This window comes from Xanthomonas campestris pv. campestris str. ATCC 33913 (assembly GCF_000007145.1).
Taxonomy (GTDB): Bacteria; Pseudomonadota; Gammaproteobacteria; order Xanthomonadales; family Xanthomonadaceae; genus Xanthomonas; species Xanthomonas campestris.
The window spans coordinates 1,772,513-1,796,386 of record NC_003902.1 but is presented as its reverse complement, the minus strand read 5'-3'; the positions used below and the strand labels follow the sequence as shown (position 1 = coordinate 1,796,386).

Here is a 23,874-nt window from a genome sequence, read left to right as displayed (position 1 = left end):
CAATTCTCCAGGGTGGTGGCACAGGACGGGTCTGCCGCCTGAGATGACGCGCTAGGATAGCGGCCGCGATAGCGAACCGCTACTTATCACGAAACCTATGACCAGCAAGGGTTTCAGAAGTTCCGCATTTACTTTTTTTTTACGTTAGCCAGGAAGTTCGATGTCCAATCACGTCATTCTGATCGCAGACCACGCCAATGTCCGGACCATTACGGTCAATCGCCCGGACAAACTGAACGCCTTGAACCAGCAGACCATGCAGGCGCTGGATGCGGCATTTGCAGAGGCGGCAGCGGCCGAAGACGTGCGCGTGGTCGTGCTGACCGGCGCCGGCCCCAAGGCTTTCGTGGCCGGCGCGGACATCGCCGAGATGAGCGAGCTCTCCGCAATGCAGGGCCGCGAGTTTTCGCTGCTGGGGCAGCGGCTGATGCGCAGGATCGAACGCATGCCAAAGCCGGTGATCGCCATGGTCAGCGGGTTCGCGTTGGGCGGCGGGCTGGAACTGGCGATGGCCTGCCACCTGCGCATTGCCGCCGCCACTGCACGGATCGGGCAACCGGAAATCAATCTGGGCCTGATCCCGGGCTTCGGCGGCACGCAGCGCCTGCTCCGCCTCACCGGCCGCGCCGCCGCATTGGAGCTGTGCCTGCTCGGCACGCCGATCGATGCCGCGCGCGCCCTGCAACTGGGCCTGGTCAATCGCGTGGTCGAACCAGAGGCCTTGCAGGCAGAAACCACCGCACTGGCCGAGCGCCTGGCCGGCTCCGCACCGCTCGCACTGCGCGGCATCCTGGATGCGGTGGTGGTGGGCGGCGAATGCGGCATGGAAGAAGGCCTGCAGCTGGAAACCGCGCAATTTTCCCTGCTGTTTGCGACCGACGACATGCGCGAAGGCACACGTGCGTTTCTCGACAAGCGCCCCGCGCAGTTCCGCAATCGCTGATCGCATCGCCATGAACCCCGATGCAGTTTCCTCGCCGCATGCACTGCCTTTGCAGTTGTTCGAACGTGTGCTGGCGGACGATCTCGATGGCGCGCTGGCGCTCGGGCTGATGGAGTACTGCCCTGAACAGCACGACGCAGTGGATCCCGCTGTGACCGCCACCCTGCTTGCCGCACAGCAACGCCTACAGACCGCATGGGCCGCGCGTCAACGCTATCAAGCACGCACCGCGCGCTTGCAACGACGCGCGGCCGAACGTGACGCGCGCCGCGCGCCTGCGCCCACGCCTGCGCAACCCGCAGCGCCAGCCTTGCCCCCGCTCGCCGCCGCGATCCTGGCGCGCGCGAAAGCCAAAGCCAGCGGTGGAGCGTCCACATGAGCAGCGCACTTTCCGCACCGCCCCCGCGTCGCGGCAGCACCCTGCGCAAGCCGGAGATACAGGAGCTGTTTGCGCGGCTGCGCGAACTCAACCCGCATCCCACCACCGAGCTGGAATACACCACGCCGTTCGAACTGCTGATTGCGGTGCTGTTGTCCGCACAGGCGACCGACGTGGGCGTCAACAAGGCCACGCGCAAGCTGTACCCGGTTGCCAATACACCACGCGACATCCTGGACCTGGGCGAAGAAGGCCTGAAGCGTTACATCTCGACGATTGGATTGTTCAACGCCAAGGCCAAGAACGTCATCGCCACCTGCCGCATCCTGCTGGAGCGTTACGGCGGCGAGGTGCCGCACGATCGGGCTGCGCTCGAGGCGCTACCTGGCGTGGGCCGCAAGACCGCCAACGTGGTGCTCAACACCGCGTTCGGCGAACCCACCATGGCCGTGGACACCCACATCTTTCGCGTCGCCAACCGCACCGGCCTGGCACCCGGCAAGGACGTGCGCGTGGTCGAAGACAAATTGGTCAAGGTCATTCCGGCCGAATTCCTGCACGACGCCCACCACTGGCTGATCCTGCACGGGCGCTACGTCTGCAAGGCACGCAAACCGGATTGCCCGAATTGCGTGATCCACGATCTATGCCGCTACCGCGACAAGACGGTGGCTGCCTGATCGCCAAAGGAAGATTGCGGAAGCAAGGATCGGGCTGCGCGCAATAACCGGCAGTCGAAAGCCGCCATTGCGAATCCCCTATCTGCAAATCCCCAATCCCGGCCCAAAAAAAATCGTGACCGGATGATGCGTCTTATCGGCGCCATGCATCATCCGGTCACGACAGGACACACCCGGCGCGAACGCCGGGTGGCTATCAGGGTCAGGCCGCTTTGCGCGGTTCCTGCGTCGGCACGGGATCCACCTTGCGCTGGCCCTCCACGCGACGATCCAGCTCATTCCAGTCCACGGCCAGCTCACAGCCGCGCGACGCTGCATTGCGGCTCCAATCACGCAGCAACTCGATGCACGCATGGTCGACGTGATGCAGCTTGGCCACGTCCAGATGCAGCACCGTGTTCGGCGGAACGCTTTCCAGCGTGCGCGCCATCGCCGGCACCTTCAGGAACGTTGCAGAACCCTGCAGGGTCAGATGCATTTCGTCCTTCTTGTCGGCGTGCTCGCGCACCTCGACCTTCAGGCGCGAGGAATGCAGGGCCAGACGGAACAGCGACAGACCGAAACCAATCAGCACACCGGTCAGCAGGTCGGTGGCCACGATCGCAAACGTGGTGGCCAGATAGATCGCGGCGGTGCCGCGGCCATAGGTCGCCAGTTCCTTGACCTGACCGATCTTGATCATCTTCACGCCGGTGTAGACCAGGATGCCGGCCAGACAGGCCACCGGCGTCATCCGCAACAGCCACGGCAGCAGCATCGCGAACACCAGCAGCCAGCTGCCGTGCAGGATGGTCGACACACGCGTGGCAGCACCGGCCTGCACATTGGCCGCACTACGCACGATCACGCCGGTCATCGGCAATGCACCCAGGAAACCGCACAGCATGTTGCCCACGCCCTGCGCCGCCAGCTCACGGTCGTACTGCGTCCGTGCGCCCTGGTGCATCCGATCCACTGCCGCTGCCGACAACAAGGTCTCGGCACTGGCGATGAAGGCGAAGGTCACCGCCGACACCAGCAAGGTGTGATTGAACACCCCGAAGATGTCGGAAAGGCGGGGAATACTGATCGCCGAGAACAGGTTGGTCGGAACATCGACCTTGTTGACGTTCAGTCCCTGCAACTGCACGGTCGCCGTCACCACCACCACCGCGATCAACGCACCCGGCAGGAAGCGCAACCGCTGCGGACGCAGCTTGTCCCAGGCCAGGATGATGCCGATGGTCGCCAGGCCCACCAACAAGGCGGTGCGGCCGGTGCCTTCGCTGATCGCCTGCCACAACACGGCAGGCAGTGCAGCGAAGTTCTCCAGACCGCGCGCCTTGGGCGCTGCATCCATCAACACGTGCGCCTGCGAGGCCACGATCAGGATGCCGATGCCCGACAACATACCGGCCACCACGGCCGGCGACGTCATCCGGAACCACACCCCTGCCCGGCACAGACCGGCAACCAGCTGGATCGCGCCAGCCACCAGAATCACTGGGCCGAGCGCAGCAGCGCCATGCTCGCGCACCAGTTCGAACACCAACACAGCCAGGCCGGCGGCCGGGCCGCTCACCTGCAACGGTGAGCCCGCCAGAAAACCAACAACCAGTCCGCCGATGATGCCGGTGATCAGACCCGTTGCCGGCGGCATGCCGGATGCAATCGCGATGCCCATACACAAGGGCAACGCGACAAGGAAGACCACCACTGACGCGAGCAAATCACGCCCGAACAGCCCCTGACGGAAATATCCGCCGATACCTGCTGTGTTCATGAGTGTGCTCCGTCAGACGAGTTCAGCCCGCACCGCTTGCTGCAAGCGCGGGCGAGGAGTGGCTTCGGGAGTCGTCTCGCCCAGGAGCGGGCGGAAGCCCCCCTTTTCGGCATCGAAGGCGCGGATCTCTCCGTGGGCGATATCGTAGATCCAGCCATGGATCCGCAACGTGCCTGCCGCCAGGCGTGCTGCCACGACCGGTTGCGTCCGCAGATGGTCCAGCTGCGAGACCACGTTCTCTTCGGTCATGCAGCTCAGCGCCTCCTGGCTGGCCGGATCATGGCCATGGTGGGCGGTGACGTGACGCGCTGCGTCGGTGTGCTTCAACCAGGCAGCTACGGACGGCACATCTTCCAGCGACTCGGGCTTGAGCACGGCCTTCATGGCGCCGCAGTCGGTATGGCCGCAGACCACGATGTGGCGCACACCCAACACGGCGATGGCGTATTCGATCGCCGCAACCACGCCACTGACGTGCTGCGAGTAAGGCGGCACTACATTGCCGATGTTGCGGTAGACGAACAATTCGCCGGGCTGCGCGGAGAAGATCAGCTCCGGCATGACGCGCGAGTCGGCGCAGGTGATGAACAGCGTGTGCGGCTTTTGGCCGGCAGCGAGTTCATGAAAGCGCGCACTCTGGCGCGGATACACTTCCTTACGGAAATGACGAAACCCTTCAAGCAAACTTTCCATGGGAGATAACCTCTAGGCAACGGATAGCGATCCGCGGCGCAAACCGCGAATTGCGAAATTGAACAAATCAAGAGAATCCGGCGGAAACGCCGGGTACAGCGACAGCTGGGATCAGGCGCGCAGGGCGTTTGGAGGACGCAGTTGCGGGATCAGGTCGCGTTTGTGATTTGCCGGCGCGTGATGCGCGTACCAAGAAGGTGAATACCGCGCCAGCACAGGCCATGCTTGGGAGAGCAAGGGGATATCGTCTGCAGGCTGTGTATCGACTTGGGTCTGGGAGTCCCCATCGTCCTGCGGATCTTCGGTGGCATCGCGTTCTTCGCCAGCATCCACCATCACCGCCAGGCCGTCGCCCACCACCGCATTCTGGATGCGGGTGTGCGCATTGGCTGCCGACCACGCGGTGAGCGCGAGCAGACAAACCAGCAGCAATTGGAGGAATCGCGGAAACATGGTCTCGAAACTAACAATTTAGAACCCGGCAGCGCAAGTGGTGCGATGCACAAAGTGCGATGGAACGCGCCACTTGCAGATTGCGGTTCAGCTCGCCATTAACTAAGTCACGCAAATCGCCGGGTTTCAGCGCCCACCAGAACTGTCATAAACGCGACTTTGTTCAGACTCATGACACACACTGACAAAAACAAAACACGCGTAAATCTTTGTCTTGATTGACAAAAAGTGTTCCGATGAGTGGTTGCGGAATTGTCACATTAACGCAACTTTCACGGCCTAGCCTGCGCCCACTTTCTCGTCAGGTCGCAAGGCACCATGAAACTTTCTCCTACCCTGCTTGGCTCCGCATTGCTGGTGGCGCTCGCCGCGCCGGCAGCCCACGCCGAAATCGCCATCGATGTGATCGGCGGCTCGGAAATGTCGCTGGAAGGCCTGGTCCAGGCCGATGGCAACTGGTTCCACAACGACGTGCAGGATCTCAACGGACCGATCGGCGCCAACGGCGACAATTCCGAATTCAGCATTCGCCGCGCCGAGTTGGTACTCAAGGGCAAGGGGCCGGGCAACTTTGAATGGGTCGCCGGCTACGACCCCAGCGTGCTGAAGGAAGTCACTGTGCGAGGCACCACCATCCGCAGCACCGGACGCTTCCTGGACAACAACATCAAGTACAAGTTCGGCGGCAACGCCAACAACTACCTGCAGTTTGGCCAGTTCAAGCAGCCCAACAGCCTGGAAGAGCTGTCCAGCACCAAGAACAATGACTTCGTGTCCAAGGCCGCGGTCACCAATACCTACGGCATCTCGCGCCGGCTCGGTGTGGCGTACGGCATGGGCGACAACAACTGGAGCCTGACCGCCAGCGCGTTCGGCCGCGAACTGACCCGCAACCAGGCCCACGGCAGCGGCTACGGCGCACGCGGCACCTGGGCGCCGATCAATGAGACCGGCAATGTGCTGCACTTCGGCCTCAGCTATCTGGCCTACGACACCGACGACGACACCCTGCGCCTGCGCGCGCGCCCCGACGCCGACCTCACCACCGTGCGCCTGATCGACAGCGGTGCCATCACCAATGTCGACAACGTGGGCGTGGCCGGCGCTGAAGCGATGTGGATCACCGGGCCGTTCAAGCTGCAGAGCGAGTACTTCCAGGAAAACGCCAACCGCATCGGTGCCAACGCAAACGACTATAAGAGTGACGGCTGGTACGTCAGCGGGGTCTGGAACATCACCGGCGAGACCTGGGGCTACAAGGCCGGCGTGCCGACCACCCCGCTGCCCAACGAACCGGCATCGGGCATGTGGCAGCTGGCAGTGCGCTACGACACCCTGGACCTCAACGACGGCCATCTGGTCGCCAACGGCAACACGCCGTTCGTCGATGGCGTGCTGGGCGGCAAGATGGATGTGTGGACCATCGGCGCCAACTGGTACTGGCGCTCCAACTTCAAGTTCGCACTCGACTACGCCAAGGTCGAAAGCACCCGCTACAACAGCGCCACCCGCGGGCTGGTCGACGACAACCCGTCGATCATCGAGGCACGCGCGCAGTTCTACTGGTAAGCCATCGCTGCGGCAGGCCTCCGCAGACACCGGCCGCAGGCACTGACAGCACGTGGCCCTGTGCGTCGCTGTGACAGGCGCCACTTCCGCCCCGTCATCTTCGTGTCATCTCCCCGACATTGCGCAGGACGCCATTGCCCTGCAATGGCGTCCTGCGGGACGTCATCCCTATCGCTACAAGGAGCTGTTCCGTGATCTCTTCCATCAAATCCCGTCTGGCTGTCGGCGTGCTCGCTGCCGCACTGGCCATGGGCGCCCAGGCTGCCGATGTCACCGGCGCCGGCGCATCGTTCATTTACCCGGTCATGTCGAAGTGGTCGGCCGACTACAACACCGCCACCAAGAAGCAGGTCAACTATCAGTCGATCGGCTCCGGTGGCGGCATTGCGCAGATCAAGGCCGCCAGCGTGGATTTCGGTTCTTCCGATGCCCCGCTCAAGCCCGAAGAGTTGGCTGCCGCCGGACTGGCGCAGTTTCCCTCGGTGATCGGCGGCGTGGTGCCGGTGATCAACGTGCCGGGCATCGCTGCCGGTGCGGTCAAGCTGGACGGCAAGACCCTGGGCGATATCTTCCTGGGCAAGGTCACCACCTGGAACGATGCGGCCATCGTTGCGCTGAACCCGGGCGTGAAGCTGCCCGACAGCAAGATCACCGTGGTGCATCGCTCCGACGGTTCGGGCACCAGCTTCAACTTCACCAACTACCTGTCCAAGGTCAATCCGGACTGGAAGAGCAAGGTCGGCGAAGGCACGGCGGTGCAGTGGCCGACCGGCATTGGCGGCAAGGGCAACGAAGGCGTGGCCGCCTACGTGAAGCAGATCAAGGGCGGCATCGGCTATGTCGAGCTGTCGTACGCGCTGCAGAACAAGATGGCCTACACCGCGATGAAGAATGCGGCCGGCAAGTTCGTGCAGCCGTCCGATGAGACCTTCGCTGCGGCCGCCAACAGTGCCGACTGGGGCAGCAGCAAGGACTTCTACCTGGTGATGACCAATGCCGCCGGCGACAACGCCTGGCCGATCACCGCCACCAATTTCATCCTGGTGCAGAAGAAGCCGAAGAATCCGGCCGGCCTGAAGAACACCCTGGAGTTCTTCCGCTGGGTCTACAGCAAGGGCGATGCGCAGGCCAAGGCGCTGGACTACGTGCCGCTGCCGGACACGCTGGTCAGCCAGATCGAAGCCTACTGGGCCAAGACCCTGCCCCGCTAAGTGCACAGGACCGACGCCGTCTCTCTCCCCGGCGTCCGGACCGGGACGCGGACTTTCGGGTCCGCGTCTTTTTTTGTGATGCCAGTGCCCGGATGGCGCTGTCATGCACGTGTAACAAAAACATCATTTCATAGCTGCGTCTGCCGGACACCCGGCCAATCCTGCCTCGGAGCCACCATGAAACTGCAGTCGGCCAGCCTGACCGCCCTGTCCCTCACCATCGCCCTTGCCCTGGCGGCCTGCTCGCCCGGCAAGGACGCGCAGTCCGGCGATCCCGCACAAGGCGGTGCCAACGCAGGCGCGGCGGCCGGCGAGAGCAAGAGTGCGGAGATCGCCGGCGCCGGTGCGTCCTTCATCTACCCGCTGGTGTCCAAGTGGTCGGCCGACTACAACGCCGCCACCGGCAACAAGGTCAATTACCAGTCGATCGGTTCGGGCGGCGGCATTGCGCAGATCAAGGCCGGCACCGTGGATTTCGGCTCCTCCGACAAGCCGCTCGATAGCGCCGAGCTGCAGCAGGCCGGCCTGGGCCAGTTCCCCTCGGCCATCGGCGGCGTGGTGCCGGTGGTGAACATCGAAGGCATGGCGCCCGGCAAGCTGCGCCTGACCGGCGCCCTGCTCGGCGACATCTTCCTGGGCAAGGTCACCATGTGGAACGACGCGGCGATTGCTGCGGCCAACCCGGGCGTGACCCTGCCGGCGACCAAGATCAACCTGGTGCATCGCTCCGACGGTTCGGGCACCACATTCAACTTCTCCAACTACCTGTCCAAGGTCAGCCCGGAGTGGAAGACCAAGGTCGGCGAAGGCACCTCGGTGCAGTGGCCGGGCGGCGTGGGCGGCAAGGGCAACGAAGGCGTGGCCTCCTACGTGCAGCAGATCAAGGGCTCGATCGGCTATGTCGAACTGGCCTACGCGCTGCAGAACAAGATGCCGTACGCGTCGATGCAGAACGCTGCCGGCCAGTGGGTGGAGCCGAACGCTGAAAGCTTCGGCGCCGCAGCGGCCAGCGCCGACTGGACCAATGCCAAGGACTTCAACCTGGTGATCACCAATGCACCGGGCGAGAAGGCCTGGCCGATCACCGCGACCAACTTCATGCTGATGCACAAGCAGCCCAAGGACGCGGCCCGCAGCAAGGCCACGCTGGACTTCTTCAAGTGGGCACTGGAAAACGGCCAGGCCCAGGCCAGCGAACTGCATTACGTGCCGCTGCCGCCGGAGCTGGTGAAGCAGATCGAAGCCTACTGGGGCAGCGAGTTCAAGTGATGTTCGCCTCCCGCCGCTGTGGCGGGTTGCGCTGCGACGCGGTGCCTGAGGGCGCCGCGTCGATCCTGCTATCTCACGCTCCCGCGATTGCGCGGGTGACGAGCCCAATCGAATGAATGCCACCGCCATTCCCGAAGCGATGACCGCACCGCGCGGCCGCGATCTGCGCGATGCGCGTGCCGATCGCCTGTTCAAACTGGCATTGGCGGCAACCGTCGTCTTCGTCCTGCTGGCCCTGGGCAGCGCTGCGCTGTCGATGTTGTGGGGCGGACGCCACGCGCTGCAGATGCAAGGCCTGAGCTTCTTCTATTCCGCCGACTGGAATCCGGTCGAGAACAAATACGGTGCGCTGGCACCGATCTACGGCACCTTGGTCACTGCGCTGATCGCGATGGTGATTGCAGTGCCGGTGAGTTTCGGCATCGCCTTCTTCCTCACCGAAGTGGCGCCGCGCTGGTTGCGCGGCCCGGTCGGCACGGCAATCGAGTTGCTGGCCGGCATTCCTTCGATCATCTACGGCATGTGGGGCCTGTTCGTGCTGGTGCCGGTGATGACCGAGCACGTGACGCCATGGCTCAACGACAACCTGGGCACGCTGCCGCTGATCGGCAAGTTGTTTCAGGGCCCGCCGCTGGGCATCGGCCTGCTGACCGCCGGCTTTGTGCTGGCGATCATGGTGATCCCGTTTATTTCCTCGGTGATGCGCGAAGTGTTCCTGACAGTGCCGACGCGCCTTAAGGAATCGGCGTACGCATTGGGATCGACCAAGTGGGAAGTCAGCTGGGACATCGTGCTGCCCTACACGCGGTCTGCAGTGATTGGCGGCGTATTCCTGGGCTTGGGCCGCGCACTGGGTGAAACCATGGCGGTGGCCTTCGTGGTCGGCAACACGGTGCGGCTGTCGCCGTCGCTGCTGGAACCAGGCACCACCATTGCGGCATTGATCGCCAACGATTTCGGTGAGGCAACCGAAACCTATCGCTCCGCGCTGCTGTTGCTGGGCTTCGTGTTGTTCATCGTGACCTTCATCGTGCTGGCCATTGCGCGCTTCATGCTGATGCAGCTGTCGCGTCGGGAGGGCAACTGATGTCGTCGGTCTCGCAACACCTCTACACGCGGCGCCGCATCACCAATGTGGTGGCGCTGCTGCTGTCCTGCGTCACGGCGTTGTTCGGCCTGTTCTTCCTCGGCTGGATCCTGTGGACGTTGCTGTCCAAGGGCGTGCCCGGCATCGACGTCAACCTGTTTACCAAGATGACCCCGCCGCCGATGCAGGAAGGCGGCTTGCTCAATGCCTTCTTCGGCAGCGCGGTGATGTGTGGCCTGGCAATCGCGATCGGCACGCCGCTGGGCGTGGCGGCCGGTACCTGGCTGGCCGAATACGGCAATGCGCGCAAGACCGGCGTGGTGGTGCGCTTCGTCAACGACATCCTGTTGTCGGCACCGTCCATTGTGCTGGGCCTGTTCGTGTACACGCTGTACGTGATGCAGACCGGCGGGCGCTTCTCCGCGTTCGCCGGTGCGCTGTCGCTGGCCTTCATCGTGCTGCCGGTGGTGGTGCGCACCACCGACGAAATGCTGCGCCTGGTGCCTTCGCAAATGCGCGAAGCGGCGCTGTCGCTGGGCATTCCGCATTGGAAGGTGACCGTGCAGGTGCTGTATCGCAGCGCGTCTGCCGGCATCGTCACCGGCGTGCTGCTGGCGCTGGCGCGCATCAGCGGCGAAACCGCACCACTGCTGTTCACCGCCTTCGGCAACCAGTACTGGAACAGCAACATCTTCCAGCCGATGGCCAGCGTGCCAGTAATCATGAACCAGTTTGCCGGCAGCCCGTATGAGTCGTGGCAGACCCTGGCCTGGTCGGGTGCACTGGTACTGACCGTGTTCGTCTTGTTGGTGAGCCTGGGCGCACGTGCGCTGCTGTTGCGTAACAAGATTTCCAATGACTGACCTTTCTTTCCGGACGCCCGACATGAACGATCTCCAAAACGCCAAGCCGATGCATCGCATCGCTGTTCCGGCCGCCAAGGGGGCGCCGACGGCGCAGGCGCCGGTGAAGGTGGCCGCACGCAATCTGGACTTCTATTACGACAAGTACCACGCGCTCAAGGGCATCAATATCGAAATCCCGGAAAAGCGCGTCACCGCGCTGATCGGGCCATCCGGTTGCGGCAAGTCCACGCTGCTGCGCATCTTCAACCGCATCTATGCGCTGTACCCGAAGCTGGAAGCGCGTGGCGAAGTGCTGCTGGATGGCGAAAATATCCTCTCGCCGAAATATCCGATGAACCGCCTGCGCAGCAAGGTCGGCATGGTGTTCCAGAAGCCGGTGCCATTTCCGATGACCATCTTCGAGAACGTGGCCTACGGCATCCGTCACCACGAGAAACTGTCCAAGGCCGACATGCAGAACCGCGTCGAGCACGCGCTGCGCCAGGGCGCGCTATGGGACGAGGTCAAGGACAAGCTTGGCCAAAGCGCACTGGGTCTGTCCGGTGGCCAGCAGCAGCGCCTGTGTATCGCGCGTGCGGTGGCGCTGCGGCCGGACGTGCTATTGCTGGACGAACCGACCTCCGCGCTGGATCCGATTTCCACCAGCCGTATCGAGCAGCTGGTGGAAGAACTCAAGCGCGATTACACCATCGTGATCGTGACCCACAACATGCAGCAGGCCGCGCGCGTGTCCGATTACACCGCCTTCATGTATCTGGGCGACCTGATCGAACACGATCGCACCGAAACCATTTTCTCGCAGCCGTCCAAGCAGCAGACCGAGGACTACATCACCGGCCGCTTCGGCTGATGTAGGCCTGCCGTATCACCGCATTGAAGCAGCTCCGCCACCCCGCCGCGTGCGACGCCACCTGCATGCGCATGCCTGGGCAGGGACGGACATCCACCACTGCCACGAATCGAGAACACGATGAACCAGCACCTCAACGACCACATCGTCAAAAGCTACGACGAGGAGCAGCACCGTCTTGTCGCCGAAATCGTGCGCATGGGTGATACCGCAGTGGCGCAGCTGGAAGCGGCGCTGGATGTGGTGGAACGCCGTGATGACAATGCCGCGCACCGTATCGTGGTCAACGACGAAGCCATCGACGCGCTGGAACATGCGATCAGCCACGACGTGATGCGGCTGGCATTGCGCGGGCCGATGGCGCGCGACCTGCGCGAGATCCTGGCCGGCCTGCGGATTCCTGCAGATATCGAGCGCATCGGCGATTACGCCGCCAACGTGGCCAAGCGCTCGATCGCACTCAATTCCGCGCCGCCGCTGCCGCAGACGGTGGGCTTGCGTGCACTCGGCCAGATGGCGGCCGATGCGGTACGCGAAGCCGTACAGGCCTACCGCAACAAGGACGCCGAGGCGGCCATCCGTGTGCGCGACGAAGATGCACGCCTGGACGCGCAGTACACCGCGTTGTTCCGCGAGTTGCTCACCTACATGATGGAAGACCCGCGCAATATCACCCCGTGCACGCATCTGCTGTTCATGGCCAAGAACCTGGAACGGATCGGCGACCACGCCACCAACATCGCCGAGAACGTCTGGTTCCTGGTGCATGGCGAGCAGCCGCTGCCGCCGCGACTGAAGCGCGACGAGACCAGCACTACCGGCGTCATCTGAGGCCAGCGCCTGCCCTAGCGGCGCTGCGGATGACCGGGAGATCGCCCGCAAAGCCTCATTTAATTACGTATTCATCTTTAGACTCCTAGGGTGAAATCACACAGGCAGTCCCCGTGACCTCAGGAGTCGCGCAGATGAAACGCATCATTGGTTCCTTCATGGCCCTGTCGCTGCTGGCGTCTGGCGGCGCGCTTGCCGCACCTCAGCAGCACGACAACCGCGGCCACGACGACAATCGCAACCGGTCTGCACAACGCCATGACGACCGTGGCCCTGACCGTCACGACGACCGCCACGATGATCACCGCGACGACCACCGCAATGCGCGCGCCAACGACCACCGCAATAATCGCCACGGCCCGCCCTACCGCCGCGGCGAACGGCTGGCACCGGACCATCGCGGCAACCGCGTGGCCGGCTACCGCAAGCATCATCTGAACACGCCGCCGCGTGGCCACGAGTGGCGCCGTGTGGACAACACCTACGTGTTGATCGCGGTTGCGACCGGCCTGATTGCCAGCGTGGTCGCCGGCCGCTGATATCTGCGCCCCGCAGCTGACGTCAGCAGGCCCGATCCGTGCAAGCACAGGTCGGGCCTTTTCGTGTCTGGCCGTCTTTCTCATGCGCACGGACGGCGGCTGTGCGACCGATCGGGCCGGCCATGCGACCTGCTAGGCTATGCCGATGAACGAACCGGTCGACCTGCAACCCTCCCCCTCCCTGCTACCCATGTCGCGGCGTTTTCGCGGCTATCTGCCGGTGGTGGTGGACGTGGAAACCGGCGGGTTCGACTGGAACAAGCACGCGTTGCTGGAAATCGCCTGCGTGCCGATCGAGATGGACGCGCAGGGGCATTTCTTCCCGGGCGAAACCGCCAGTGCGCATCTGGTGCCGGCGCCGGGGCTGGAGATCGATCCGAAGTCGCTGGAGATCACCGGCATCGTGCTCGACCATCCGTTCCGTTTCGCCAAGCAGGAAAAGGACGCGCTGGACCATGTGTTCGCGCCGGTGCGCGCAGCGGTCAAGAAGTACGGCTGCCAGCGCGCGATCCTGGTGGGCCACAACGCGCATTTCGACCTGAATTTCCTCAATGCCGCGGTTGCCCGCGTTGGCCACAAGCGCAACCCTTTCCATCCGTTCAGCGTGTTCGACACGGTCACACTGGCCGGCGTGGCATACGGCCAGACCGTGCTGGCGCGCGCCGCCCAGGCCGCCGGCCTGGACTGGAACAGCGCCGATGCGCACAGCGCGGTGTATGACACCGAACAGACCGCGCGCCTGTTCTGCAAGATTGCCAACGCGTGGCCGGGCCCGGCTAGCGCGGGGTGAGTGGGCGGGGATTGGGCAGTCGGGATTAGGGACTCGTAAGAGCGGGGCTCCCGGCTTCTGAGACAACGTCGGTAGCAGCAGTGCTGCATGCAACGCGATTAATTCCCCGCGCCGTTTCTTGTAACCAGCACAGCGCCAAACAGCGCGCTCTTGCGAATCCCCAATCCCCAATCCCGTCCTAACCAATACAGATCCGGTCGCGCCCGGCGCTCTTGGCTTCGTAGAGCGCATGGTCGGCACGTTGCATCAGCGATGAACCCGACTCTTCCTCGCCCAGTTCGGCCAGTCCCGCACTGAAGGTCACCTGCAGGCCTTCCACGCCGCCCCAGTCGTGCCGTGCATGAAACTGCGCGCGGATGCGCAGGCACAAGGCGTGCGCCTGCTCAAGCGTGGTGTCGCTGAGCAGCAGCGCAAATTCCTCACCACCCAGGCGCGCGGGCAGGTCCGAGGCACGCGCCGCCGCCGTGAGCAGCACGCCCACGTCATGCAGCACCGCATCGCCGCTGGCATGCGAATACTGGTCGTTGATGCGTTTGAAATGATCTATGTCCAGAATCGCCAGCACCAGCGGCCGTCCACTGCGGCGGGCCCGGCTTAAATCACGTGCCAGCGCCTCGTCGAAATGCCGCCGGTTCGGCAAGCCGGTCAACGCATCTTCGTGGGCCTGGCGTTCGAACGCATCGGACTTGATGCGCAAACGCGTGAGCAGCTCGCTCTTTTCCTGGTTGGCCTGCAATAGCCGTTGCGCCTGCCGCTGCAGGTCTTCGGTGCGCTTGCGCACCAGTTCGGCCAGCCGCGCGTTGTGGGTCTTGTAGCGCCGCAACAGAAAGCGATACAGCAACGCAAGCAACAGCAGCGCGCCCAGCGCGCCGGCCAGCCGCACGTCCTGGCGTTGCCACCACAGCGGCAGCACCTCGAACGCCCAGACCGCTTCGTGCGGGCTCCAGGCACCGCCCGGGTGGCGCGCGGCCACGCGCAAGCTGTAACGCCCCGGCGGCAGGCCGATGAATTCCACGCTGCGCTGCCGGCCGCGCTCGATCCAGGTGTTGTCCAGACCATCCAGGCGCGTGCGGTATTCGATACGTTCGGGCAGCAGGAAGCTCATGCCGACATAAGACACCGTCAGCCGCTGCCCGCCCGGCAGCTTGGTCTGCTGCCGCCATGGCACCGGCCGGCCGCCCTGCTGCACGTTTTCGATCAACGGCGGCGGCGCGGGCCGTTCGCGGAAGCGCTGCAGGCGTGCCGGGTCCACGGTGCTCACGCCGCCGGCAGTCACCACCCACACGCTGCCATCGGCACGTTCGATCATGCTCGGGCCAGAGCTGCCATTGGCCTGCGCGTTGCCCATGCCATCGATTTCGCCGTAGCGTTCGATGCCGAGCCGGCCGCGCCCCTCGGCCACTGCATTGAGTGTGTTGAGTTCAGTTCGCAGCACGCCGCGGTTGCTGCTGATCCAGGCATTGCCCAGGCGATCGGCGACCAGCTGGAACACGGTGTCCACCGGCATGCCCTGCTCCAGCCCCACGCGTGCCAGCGCGCCACGACGTGCCCGGTACAGCCCACGATCGGTGGAAATCCAGACATCTTCGCCAACGCGCTGGAATCCGAACACGCTGCGCGCACCGCCCAGCCGCTCCAGCGGCAGCTGCTGCAGCACACCGTCACGGACCACGGCCGCGCCATCGACCGAACCGATCCACAGTGCACCATCGATGCTGGCGAGCGCAGTCACCACACCATCGGGCAGGCCGGTGATGGCCAGCGGCGCACGCCGCCCATCGACCAGATGTACTACGCCACGTTGGGTCGCCAGCCAGACGGTGTCGGCATCGTCGATCACGATTGCGCGAATGTGCCCGTTGGGAATGCCGTCGGTCTCACCGAAGTGGCGCAGCACACGCCCGTTGCGCAGCACAAACACGCCATCGGCGTAGGTGCCCACCCACAGGTCGCCGCGCCGATCCAGCGCCAGGCTGAGCACCGACAGCCGCCGCCCGGACGGTGTGGCCACCGGCACCGGCACGATGCGGCCGTCGGGCAGCAGGCGGTCCAGGCCTGCGGTGGTGGCCACCCACAGGCTGCCGTCGCGGTCTTCCAGCAGCGCGCGCGCGTAGTCGCCACTGAGCCCGTCGCGCTGGCTGTAGCTGCTGAACAAGGTTTCGCGCAGGCGGAACAGCCCACCGTTGGCGCCCACCCAGATGCTGCCTTCGGCATCCTCGCGCAGGCTGACGATGCGCCCGGTGGGCAGCGCACGGCCAGCCTCCAGATGCTCCACGCCGTGGCTGCCGATGCGCAGCAGGCCCTGGCTCTCGCTGCCCAGCCACAGGTCGCCATGGCGATCCTGCAGCATCGCAGTGAAGTGGCCCTGCCCCGGCACGTGGTGCACCAGCTGCGCACGTTCGCCCTGCAGGCGATACAGCTGCTCGCCGGCCACTACCCACACCGTGCCGTCCGGTGCCCGATACGGCCAGGCCAGACCCGGCGGCAGGCCGAACGCTGCGGGCGCGCGATGCATGCGGCCATCCGGCTCGCGGTAGATCAGGCCATCCAAGGTGCCGATCAGCAGCCGGCCCCGGCCGTCGAAGACCATCCGCGGGAAGCTGCTTTGCAACGGTACGCCGGCCTGCGGCGGAAAATAGTCGAAGCGCCCATCCGGCCACAGGCAGCCCAGGCCATGGCCTTCGAACAGCAGCCACATCCGGCCATCAGCATCCATGGTCATGCCGTGGATCAGCGCCTGCGGCCAATCAGCACGGCGCGGCCACTGCCGCCAGTGACCATCGGCACCGTGGCGCACCAGATTGCCGCGTGCATCACTCAGCCACAGGGCGTCGTCGTGATCCACGTATAGCGCACCGACGCCGTTGTCGGGCAAGCCGGGCCGCGTGCTGCGATCGATGACAGTGAATTCCAGCCCGTTGTAGCGGACCAGGCCCTCCCAGGTGGCGAACCACAGGTAGCCATCGGCGGTCTGGGCGATGTCGCGCAACGAGTTATGCGGCAGTCCGTTGCGCGAACTCCAGCTGTCGATGGCGTAGTCGCGCAGGCGTGCGCTCGTGCTCGGGGCCGCGTGTGCTGCAAGCGAGCACATCCACAACAGCGCGCACACGCAGGCCGCGAGCCAGCATTGCCACTGCCCCCACCCTCGTGTCGACGCCGTTGCGCCATCCCCACTATCGCCCGCGCTGCGAGCGCCCACCCCAAGCTTCATCACCCACACGACACGCCGTTCGCTGCGGATATGGTAGGCAAAAACGCGCGCCAGCGCCGCTGCCGCGATGCCAGGGCCTGGTGTAGTGGGCTTGCCGGTGCGTGGGCGAGGCCAGCGCACCGCGCAATGCGCTGCAATTGCGCAGGAGTGTGGTGTTGCCGCTATGCCACCGATGGGCGCTGCGCGCTTATAAACTCGCTGCGGCAGTGCCCGGCCCGCGCACTGCGGCGCCGGCGCACCGCATGACTCAGGCGCCCAGGCGCTGGCGCACGGCCTCGAATAAGGTCACGCCCGTGGCCACCGAGACATTGAGGCTTTCGATGTCGCCGGGCATCGGGATCTTGACCAGGCCATCGCAATGCTCGCGGGTGAGCCGACGCAGGCCATCGCCCTCGCCGCCCAGAACCAGGCCGACATTGCCGCGCAGGTCCACGCTGTACAGCGAAGCCTCCGCTTCGCCGGCCAGGCCATACAGCCACACGCCCTGCTTCTGCAGATCACGCAGGCAGCGCGCCAGGTTGGTCACCGCCACCACCGGGATGCGGTCGGCCGCGCCGGCCGAGGTCTTGCGTACGGTGGCGTTGACCGTGGCGGACTTGTCCTTGGGAATCACCACCGCGGTGACGCCGGCAGCAGCGGCGCTACGCAGGCAGGCCCCCAGGTTGTGCGGGTCCTGCACGCCGTCCAGGATCAGCACCAGCGCGCGCCCTTGTGCAGCCTCCACCAGGCCTTCCAGCTCGTTCTCTGCCCAGAGCCGCGCCGCGGCGTAGCGCGCAGCCACGCCCTGATGGCGTACCTGGCCGCCCACGCCGTCCAGCGCCTGGGTGTTGACCCGGCGCACGTCGATGCCCTTGCGGCGCGCCTGTTCTTCGATCTCGGTCAGGCGCGGGTTCTTGCTACCGGCCTCGATCAGGACCTCGCGCACGTTGTCGGCGTCGTTCTCGACGGACGAGGCGACAGCATTGACGCCGACGATCCACTGGTTCTGCTTGCTCATTGCGCGGGCATACGAAGAAATGAGGGGGAATGGTAGGGCCTGCGGCCTGCTACGTCACGGCCGGGGCACGGATCGCCTGACAAATCAGGTAAACGATTGCAGCGCCGCCGCCGGCACCTGCCGGGAGTCATGCGTCGCTGGCCGCCGCGCGCATGCCGCAACGGCAGCCGTGCACCGGACTGTTTCCGCGCGAGGTGAACCGCTGTGGACAAGCGCTTGAACGCTTGTCGCGCCGACGTCGGCAACGAACCGCAGTGCGCCGACATCAGCCTGATTGAACACAGCGAGGACCTGCAAGGCGAGGCCCGATCGCTGCTTACACCGGCCACCGCTCGGTGTCGTGATCCGGATGCTGATGCGATACGAGCGCGGCCTGGAATGCCAATGCCGCCGCGTCATCCTCGCTCGGGCGTATCGGCAGCTGCGTCAGGGTATCGACGAACGGCACCTTGCGCTCCAGCCCGTACTGAATATGTGGGGGCAACCGCTCTGGCGTATCGAATGCACCAGCGGCAATCGCCACGCCATCGGGTGCTTCATAGGTCAACGGTGTCCCGCACTCGGCGCAAAAACCGCGCTGCACCAGCGTCGACGACGCGAAGCGCTTGGGCTCACCGCGGGTCCAGCGGAACGCGGCGCCACGCACCGACACCAGCGGCGCGTAATACGCTCCAAACGCTTTCTGACACATGCGGCAGTGACAGATCGATGCGTGGTCCAACACGCCGCGCACATGAAAGCGCACCGCACCGCATTGGCAGCCACCGCTGTATTCGGAAGATGCGCTCATCGTTTGCCTCGCAGATCGGCGTATTAGGCAAGCCACCGCGTCATCACGGCGCGGTGGCACTCACTCCGCACTGTCCGGCTCAGCAGTGCGGGCCGCCATGCCGGCCACCCGCACTACCGCGCAGCATCAATACGGCTTTTTCTTGCGCTTGGCCGGCTTCTCACGCGGCGGCAGCGGTGCTTCTGCAGGCGCACCCTCTTCGGCCAGACGGAAGTCGATCTTGCGTTCTTCCATGCTCGCCTTGAGCACCAACACGCGCACCGGGTCGCCCAGACGGAATTCGCGACCGCGGCGTTCGCCGGTCATCGTTTTGCGGATCGGATCGAACTGGTAATAGTCCTGCGGCAGCTGGGTGACGTGCACCAGGCCGTTGACCTTGGACTGGGTCAATTCCACGAACAAGCCGAAGCTGGTCACGCCACTGATCACGCCGTCGAACTGGCCACCGACATGCTTTTCCATCCAGGCGGCGCGATAACGCTCGTCCACTTCGCGCTCGGCCTCGTCGGCACGCCGGCCACGCTCGGAACACTGCAGCGACAACGCGGCCATCTGACGCGGGGCGTAGATGTATTTTTCCGGGCTGGCGCCGGTCAGCGCGTGCTTGATCGCACGGTGCACCAGCAGGTCGGGATAACGGCGGATCGGCGAGGTGAAGTGCGCGTACGCCTCCAGTGCCAGACCGAAGTGACCGTTGTTTTCCGGCGAATACACCGCCAGGCTCTGGCTGCGCAGCAGCACCGATTCCAGCAGCGCGGCATCCGGACGCGCACGCACCTTCTTCAGCAACTTGGTGTAGTCACCTGGGCGCACCTTGCTCCACGCCGGCAGGCTCAGCTGGAATTCCTTGAGGAACTCCAGCAGGTCTTCGTACTTGCTCTCCGGCGGCCGCTCGTGCACGCGGTACGGCGCAGGCACATGCATGCTCAACAAATAACGCGCTGCCTCGACGTTGGCGGCGATCATGCATTCCTCGATCAGCTTGTGCGCGTCGTTACGCACCAGCATGCCGGCCTGGGTGACTTCGCCGGTGTTGTCGAGAACGAAGCGCACTTCGGAGGTTTCGAATTCGATCGCGCCGCGATGCGTGCGCGCCTTCGACAATACGTTGTACAGCTGATGCAGACGCTGCACCTGCGGCAACAACGGGCCGATAAACGCCTTGGTATCGGCATCGTCTTCGCCCACCGCCTTCCAGACCTGGTTGTAGGTCAGGCGCGCGTGCGAATTCATCACCGCTTCGTAGAAACGCGAGCCGGTCACTTCGCCATCGCGTCCCACCTGCATATCGCAGACGAAACACATGCGGTCGACCTTGGGCATCAGCGAACAGATGCCGTTGGACAAGGTCTCCGGCAGCATCGGCACCACGAACCCGGGGAAGTACACCGAGGTGGCGCGCTTTTGCGCTTCGTCGTCCAGCGGCGTGCCGGGACGCACATAGTTGGAGACGTCGGCGATCGCAACCACCAGACGGAAACCGTCGGCATTGGGCTCGCAATACACCGCGTCGTCGAAATCCTTGGCGTCCTCGCCATCGATGGTGACCAGCGGCATCTGCCGCAGATCCACGCGCCCGCCGATCATCTGCGGCTCGACCACCAACGGCACCGCCGCGGCTTCGTCGAGCACCTCCTGCGGGAATTCATGCGGCAGCTCGTGGCCATGGATGGCCATTTCCACCACCAGCGACGGCGTCAGCTTGTCGCCCAGCACCGCGATGATCTTGCCGATCGCCGGGCGGCGCGCGTCCGGCGGTGCGATCAGCTCGCACACCACCAGCTGGCCTTCGCGGGCCTCGCCGATGCCGTCCGGGGCGATCTGCACATTGCGCTGCACGCGCTTGTCGTCGGGGTCGACGTAGGCCACACCGTGCTCGTAGAAGAAGCGCCCGATCATGCGCGACATGCGGCGTTCCAGCACCCGCGCGATGGCGCCTTCGCGGCGGCCACGGCGGTCGATGCCGGTGACGTTGGCCAGTGCGCGATCACCGTGCATGACCTTGCGCATTTCGAACGGCGGCAGGAACAGGTCGTCGCCACCTTCGTCCGGCTTGAGGAACCCGAAGCCTTCCGGATTAGCGATCACCACGCCGGCAATCAGGCTGGTCTGCTGCACCGGTGCATAGCCGCCACGGCGGTTCTGCACCAGCTGCGCTTCGCGCACCATCGCGGCCAGGCGCTTGCCCAGCGCATCGATGCGATCGCTCAAGCCCAGCTGTTCGGCGATTTCTTCAGCGGTCTGCGGGCCGTCGCAATCTTCCAGCAATTGCAGGATGGCTTCGCGGCTAGCAATCGGCTCGGCGTAGCGCAGCGCTTCGCGGTCGGCGTGCGGGTCCTTGAATCCGGTATCTGCGACAGCCTGCACGGCGTCTTTCTGGAATCGTTCCGGCGGCGGCGCAGGCGGGCCGCTCTTGCGAGGATGCGGTGCGCGGGGCGCAGCAGGCTCGACGGGAGGTGCCGGCTGGTCGGACGATGCCTTTGCCGCAGCGCGCTTGTTGGCGGATTTGGTGGACGCACCTGCCGCAGCGCGGACCAGGAAGTCCGGCATCCAGCCCGGCAGTTTCTGTTGCTCGGCGGTGCTGGACTCGCCCGGGCTTGCGGATTTGCGGCGGCTGGGCCGGTCGGAATCGGGGGTATTTTTCTTTGTCATTACCCTAATGGTACCCCTTGCGGTCCTGACGTGGGCGGCAATGCCAGCCAGGCCCTTGGCAATTGCTCCACATCACCCGTTGACAAGCCCCCCAGGAGTCTGCAAAATTCGCGGCTCACCTGCCCAGGTGGCGGAATTGGTAGACGCACTAGCTTCAGGTGCTAGCGGGGGCAACTTCGTGGAGGTTCGAGTCCTCTTCTGGGCACCAGTTTAAAAAGACCTCCGAGCGATCGGGGGTCTTCTGGTTTCTGGGGTTGGGTTTTTCGGGTAGATGCTGCGACGTGGGCACTGCACGCTGCGCGAGATCGGTGATGCAGGCCTTGCGCTAGATGTGCGCGGCTGCGCTCGGCTTGTGGCGAAGGCGCCTAACCCGGCCTGTTGTTCCTGCTCGATGCGTTGGCGCTTGCGCCCTCGATGCAGGCAGCCTCAGCCTGTCTGTTGACTGCATGACCATGCAGTTCAACGGACTCTGACAAGCACGGCAACTGCGTGGTTTCTGCCCTGCCCCACGGCTTGCTTGCTCCCAGCCTTTCCGAACGAGCTCATGTGCGCACCGCGCGCGTAGAAGTGCTGCTCAATCGCAAGGATCAAGCATCAGGGCGATAGACGTCATGCGATTGGCGTCGACGAAACCGGACGCGCCGTGCGCCAGCTGCGACGCAACAGCAACTCGACCTAAGCAACTCGACCCACCTCATCGCAACCGCATCGCAGCGACGATCACAGGCGCAGGCGACGCCGCCCCTGAACACCGCAGCTCAAGGCGCGGCAGTAATGCCTGCCGCGCGCAGCGCCTGTGCCCAGATCCTATAGCCGGCCTCGCTGGGGTGGGTACCGTCGGGCATCAGCGCCTCGGGCAAGGCGCCGTCGGGTTGCAGCATTTGCGGCCCGATATCCACCAGCCGCACCGCCGGGTCACCGGCAAAGCGCGCAGCAAGCAGGCGGTTGGTTTCGGCGATCGGCGCTCGCTGCGGGCTGTCGGGGCGATGGCCGCGGGGCATGATCGCCATCAGGATCAACTTGCTGTTGGGCAGGCGCTGGCGCACTTCGGCAACCACCGCTTCCACGCCCTGCGCGGTCTCGGCGGGTGTACTGGCGCGCGATTGCGCGGTGCCGGTGAGATTGTTGGTGCCGATATGCAGCACCACCCAGCGCGGATCGAGCCCATCGAGTTCGCCCTGGCGAATGCGCCACAGCACGTTTTGGGTGCGGTCCCAGCCAAAGCCCAGATTCAACACCGGCCGCTTGCCATACAGCCAAGCCCAGGACGCAGGCCCGCTGACGCGCGTGGCCTGCGGCGGGCCGGCCCAGAAATGCGTGATCGAATCACCAATCATCACCACCTCCGGCTTGAGGCTGCGCGCGGTGGCCAGTGCGGCGTGGTGGCGCGCGTACCAGTCGTAGGAGTCCTGTTCCAGCCAATCGACCGGGATCAGCGAGGTTGCCACCCCGCGGCTCAGCTCGGCGACCAGCTTGACCGGTGGCTCGCCCAGCAGCTTTGCCAGGGTCGGCTCGATGGCTTCCGCCAGCATGCGCTGGCCCTGCGTGTCCGGATGCAGGGCACCGGCCGGCGGGCGGAAGCGGGTGTCGTAGAACAGCTCGGTGCGCAGCGCGCCGTCGCGCAGGAAGATCGACCCCACATCCAGGTAGGTCACGCGCGGATTATCGCCATAGCGCATCGCCAGGGCCTGGTTGACCTGCGCGTCGCGGCGCGACTTTTCGGCCGAGACCGCACTTGGCAGCACACCCAGCAACAGGATGTGCGTGCGTGGCAGCTTCTGTTCGATCGCCGCGACCACCGCATCGATGCCCAGCTGGGTCTGCTCGGCGGTGTGCTGCAGGTGCCCGGTGTTGTTGGTGCCGATCAACACCACGGCCACCTTGGGATGCAGGCCATCCACTTCACCGTTGGCCAGGCGCCAAAGCACGTGCTCGGTGCCATCGCCGCTGAAGCCTAGGTTGAGCGCACCACGGCTGCCGTAAAAGGTCTGCCAGGTGGGCTGGAAATTCTCGTCGGGCGCCTGGGCCTTGTCGTAGTTCTGGGTGATCGAATCGCCGATCAGCAGCAGCGGCGTGTCGGCGTGTTGCTTCGCCTGCTCCAGCACCCGCGCATGCCGTTGCGCCCACCAAGGCTCCTGCAGCCGGTCGGTCGGCACGATCGACGGTGGCGGCGTCTGCGCAGTGGCCGCAGTGCAGACCAGCAATAGCCCACAGCACACCAGCGCGGGCGCAATGGCAGACAGCGAAAGGCGGGAAACCACCGCGTGCAAAGACCGGAACATGCGCGCACCAGAGACAGGAG

General features: G+C 64.9%; 20 protein-coding genes and 1 tRNA gene. 13 read left to right on the top strand and 8 right to left on the bottom strand.

The features are described 5' to 3' along the window. Positions 1-160: 160 nt before the first annotated feature. From XCC_RS08020 to nth, 3 genes are read left to right on the top strand one after another with little or no spacing between them, the layout of a single operon-like run. Positions 161-943, top strand: coding sequence for an enoyl-CoA hydratase/isomerase family protein (locus tag XCC_RS08020; protein ID WP_011036719.1), 783 nt, complete (start codon positions 161-163; stop codon positions 941-943). A 10-nt stretch (positions 944-953) separates the two neighbouring features. Next, complete coding sequence (locus XCC_RS08015; protein ID WP_011036718.1) at positions 954-1,322, top strand: hypothetical protein; 369 nt, start codon at positions 954-956, stop codon at positions 1,320-1,322. Continuing rightward, on the top strand, positions 1,319-2,002 hold the full coding sequence (nth, locus tag XCC_RS08010) for an endonuclease III (RefSeq protein ID WP_011036717.1): 684 nt from the start codon (positions 1,319-1,321) through the stop codon (positions 2,000-2,002). The genes XCC_RS08015 and nth overlap by 4 nt, the downstream gene beginning before the upstream one ends. A 202-nt stretch (positions 2,003-2,204) precedes the next feature. Here nth and XCC_RS08005 read toward each other — a convergent pair whose 3' ends face one another. The 3 genes from XCC_RS08005 to XCC_RS07995 all read right to left on the bottom strand — a co-directional run bounded on the left by XCC_RS08005 (position 2,205) and on the right by XCC_RS07995 (position 4,889). Beyond that, a complete protein-coding gene (locus XCC_RS08005) occupies positions 2,205-3,764 on the bottom strand; it encodes a SulP family inorganic anion transporter (RefSeq protein WP_011036716.1) in 1,560 nt (519 codons plus the stop codon). Between the two features lie 12 nt (positions 3,765-3,776). Then, positions 3,777-4,457, bottom strand: coding sequence for a carbonic anhydrase (locus XCC_RS08000; protein ID WP_011036715.1), 681 nt, complete (start codon positions 4,455-4,457; stop codon positions 3,777-3,779). 111 nt (positions 4,458-4,568) lie between these two features. Then, the gene (locus XCC_RS07995; RefSeq protein ID WP_029628989.1) at positions 4,569-4,889 is read right to left on the bottom strand and encodes a hypothetical protein; all 321 of its coding nucleotides are present in this window, start codon (positions 4,887-4,889) and stop codon (positions 4,569-4,571) included. 339 nt (positions 4,890-5,228) lie between these two features. Between XCC_RS07995 and XCC_RS07990 the strand changes: the two genes are divergently transcribed. The 9 genes from XCC_RS07990 (at position 5,229) to rnt (ending at position 13,922) form a co-directional block, all read left to right on the top strand. Next, the gene (locus XCC_RS07990) at positions 5,229-6,479 is read left to right on the top strand and encodes an OprO/OprP family phosphate-selective porin (protein WP_011036714.1); all 1,251 of its coding nucleotides are present in this window, start codon (positions 5,229-5,231) and stop codon (positions 6,477-6,479) included. A gap of 191 nt (positions 6,480-6,670) precedes the next feature. Beyond that, positions 6,671-7,690: a phosphate ABC transporter substrate-binding protein PstS gene (pstS, locus tag XCC_RS07985; RefSeq protein WP_012438693.1), complete on the top strand. Its 1,020-nt coding sequence runs from the start codon at positions 6,671-6,673 to the stop codon at positions 7,688-7,690. Positions 7,691-7,867: 177 nt separating this feature from the next. Then, complete coding sequence (gene pstS, locus XCC_RS07980) at positions 7,868-8,959, top strand: phosphate ABC transporter substrate-binding protein PstS (protein ID WP_011036712.1); 1,092 nt, start codon at positions 7,868-7,870, stop codon at positions 8,957-8,959. 112 nt (positions 8,960-9,071) lie between these two features. Next, positions 9,072-10,046 (top strand): phosphate ABC transporter permease subunit PstC, encoded by a 975-nt coding sequence (pstC, locus tag XCC_RS07975; protein WP_011036711.1) that lies wholly within the window; start codon positions 9,072-9,074, stop codon positions 10,044-10,046. After that, positions 10,046-10,909, top strand: a complete 864-nt coding sequence (gene pstA, locus XCC_RS07970) for a phosphate ABC transporter permease PstA (RefSeq protein ID WP_011036710.1) — start codon at positions 10,046-10,048, stop codon at positions 10,907-10,909. Before pstC ends, pstA begins: the two co-directional genes overlap by 1 nt. Positions 10,910-10,931: 22 nt before the next feature. Beyond that, the gene (gene pstB, locus XCC_RS07965) at positions 10,932-11,762 is read left to right on the top strand and encodes a phosphate ABC transporter ATP-binding protein PstB (RefSeq protein WP_011036709.1); all 831 of its coding nucleotides are present in this window, start codon (positions 10,932-10,934) and stop codon (positions 11,760-11,762) included. Between the two features lie 120 nt (positions 11,763-11,882). Continuing rightward, positions 11,883-12,593, top strand: a complete 711-nt coding sequence (gene phoU / locus XCC_RS07960; protein ID WP_011036708.1) for a phosphate signaling complex protein PhoU — start codon at positions 11,883-11,885, stop codon at positions 12,591-12,593. A 134-nt stretch (positions 12,594-12,727) separates the two neighbouring features. After that, the gene (locus XCC_RS07955) at positions 12,728-13,132 is read left to right on the top strand and encodes an RcnB family protein (protein WP_011036707.1); all 405 of its coding nucleotides are present in this window, start codon (positions 12,728-12,730) and stop codon (positions 13,130-13,132) included. A 139-nt stretch (positions 13,133-13,271) separates the two neighbouring features. After that, entirely contained in the window at positions 13,272-13,922 is a 651-nt protein-coding gene (gene rnt / locus XCC_RS07950; RefSeq protein ID WP_011036706.1) for a ribonuclease T, read from the top strand. Positions 13,923-14,100: 178 nt separating this feature from the next. On the opposite strand, the gene XCC_RS07945 is transcribed toward rnt, so the two are convergent. From XCC_RS07945 to rnr, 4 genes are all read right to left on the bottom strand, one after another. Further along, complete coding sequence (locus XCC_RS07945; protein WP_011036705.1) at positions 14,101-17,133, bottom strand: ligand-binding sensor domain-containing diguanylate cyclase; 3,033 nt, start codon at positions 17,131-17,133, stop codon at positions 14,101-14,103. A gap of 247 nt (positions 17,134-17,380) precedes the next feature. Then, positions 17,381-18,130, bottom strand: coding sequence for a 23S rRNA (guanosine(2251)-2'-O)-methyltransferase RlmB (gene rlmB / locus XCC_RS07940; RefSeq protein WP_011036704.1), 750 nt, complete (start codon positions 18,128-18,130; stop codon positions 17,381-17,383). Positions 18,131-18,446: 316 nt separating this feature from the next. Then, positions 18,447-18,920, bottom strand: a complete 474-nt coding sequence (locus XCC_RS07935) for a GFA family protein (protein WP_011036703.1) — start codon at positions 18,918-18,920, stop codon at positions 18,447-18,449. A 126-nt stretch (positions 18,921-19,046) separates the two neighbouring features. Next, positions 19,047-21,572, bottom strand: coding sequence for a ribonuclease R (rnr, locus tag XCC_RS07930; RefSeq protein ID WP_011036702.1), 2,526 nt, complete (start codon positions 21,570-21,572; stop codon positions 19,047-19,049). 121 nt (positions 21,573-21,693) lie between these two features. On the opposite strand from rnr, the gene XCC_RS07925 reads away from it, so the two are divergent. Continuing rightward, a tRNA-Leu gene (locus tag XCC_RS07925) sits at positions 21,694-21,780 on the top strand. A gap of 550 nt (positions 21,781-22,330) precedes the next feature. Here XCC_RS07925 and XCC_RS07920 read toward each other — a convergent pair. Continuing rightward, positions 22,331-23,854 carry a platelet-activating factor acetylhydrolase IB subunit gene (locus XCC_RS07920; protein WP_164923329.1) on the bottom strand — a complete coding sequence of 508 codons (1,524 nt, stop codon included), beginning with the start codon at positions 23,852-23,854 and terminating at the stop codon, positions 22,331-22,333. Between the last annotated feature and the right edge of the window lie 20 nt (positions 23,855-23,874).